Below are 1111 nucleotides of genomic sequence, written 5' to 3'. Positions count from 1 at the left end.
CTGCCGCACAGCAACCGGCGGCTGATCGATCAGGCCGCCGTTCAGCACGGGGTCCGGCTGCGCGTCGAATTCGAAATCGACAGCGTCGCGCTGACCAAGCAGCTCGTTCGCGCGGGCGTCGGCTATTCGCTGCTCACGTATGTCGCGATCCAGGAAGAACTGGCGCGCGGCGAACTGAAAGCAATCGCGATCGAGCGCCCGGCGATTCGCTCGACGGTATCGATCAGCACGTTGCGCGAAAATCGTCCGTCGCGCCTCGTCGACGCGTGGATCCGTTTGCTCAAGGACACACTGTTCCGCTTTACGCGCGACCAGACCTGGAGCGATCAGGTCGTGTGGCTCGCGGCCGACGCCAATGACTAGCCGGCCGATCACGGACGGCCCCCGTTCAGGCGAAGCATTTCGACACTCTCCAATTCCCCTCATCCCGAGCGACTGCCACCATGCGTGAACCACGCCCCTCGCGTTCGTCCGACACGACCGAACGCCCCTCGACTTCGACGGTGTCGAACCGCTCGCTGGAGCTGAGGCAAACTACTACAGGCAACTCAGAAATGCTGCCGACGTGCCTGCATTAACTTAAACCAACCGGCCTCCCGATTCCCGGTGCGGTTCAGCATTCCATCCAAGGCGCTAGCAAAGCTTCCCAAGACGCAGCAGGCGCAGATGCGGAACCTCTACGTGGCAATGTCACGTCCAACGAGCCTGCTATGTCTTGCGGCAAACGAGAGTCGTGTCCCGCACAAGGTATGCGATGCCCTTGCTAAAAAGGGCTGGCAGATCCAAACAGTGGCTTGAATTCCCTCATGGGACAGGCACATCAGCAGCATGGTCTAGGGGACTCCTACGGAACAAGGGTCCCCAAAGCCATACCTCCCCGCTGCATCACTCTTACCGCGTTATGAACCAGCCGCGAATCTAATACAGCCGTGGCCATGGACCGTCTCGTTGTCGAAAACCGAACGAATCGGGATAGCACGCGATGTCGACGCTTTAATAGCCGTTGACTAATGATTCGATGAATCCATATGTGAGAAAAAGCTCACAATCATTGAGACCCTACAGTCGTAAGCCGTCGGTCACAACGCCTCCCCATCCCGCCCCCAATAAT

General features: G+C 59.0%; 1 protein-coding gene. It reads left to right on the top strand.

What is annotated here, in order from left to right:
- Nucleotides 1-363: LysR substrate-binding domain-containing protein (locus A9Z05_RS03160; protein WP_256121821.1), on the top strand; the 363-nt coding region annotated here is incomplete at its 5' end.
- Nucleotides 364-1111 lie beyond the last annotated feature (748 nt).

The sequence above is a fragment of the Burkholderia sp. A2 genome, assembly GCF_001729305.1.
In the GTDB taxonomy this organism is placed as follows: Bacteria; Pseudomonadota; Gammaproteobacteria; order Burkholderiales; family Burkholderiaceae; genus Burkholderia; species Burkholderia sola.
The sequence above is the reverse complement of the archived record's forward strand: the minus strand, read 5'-3'. Positions and strand labels throughout refer to the sequence as shown.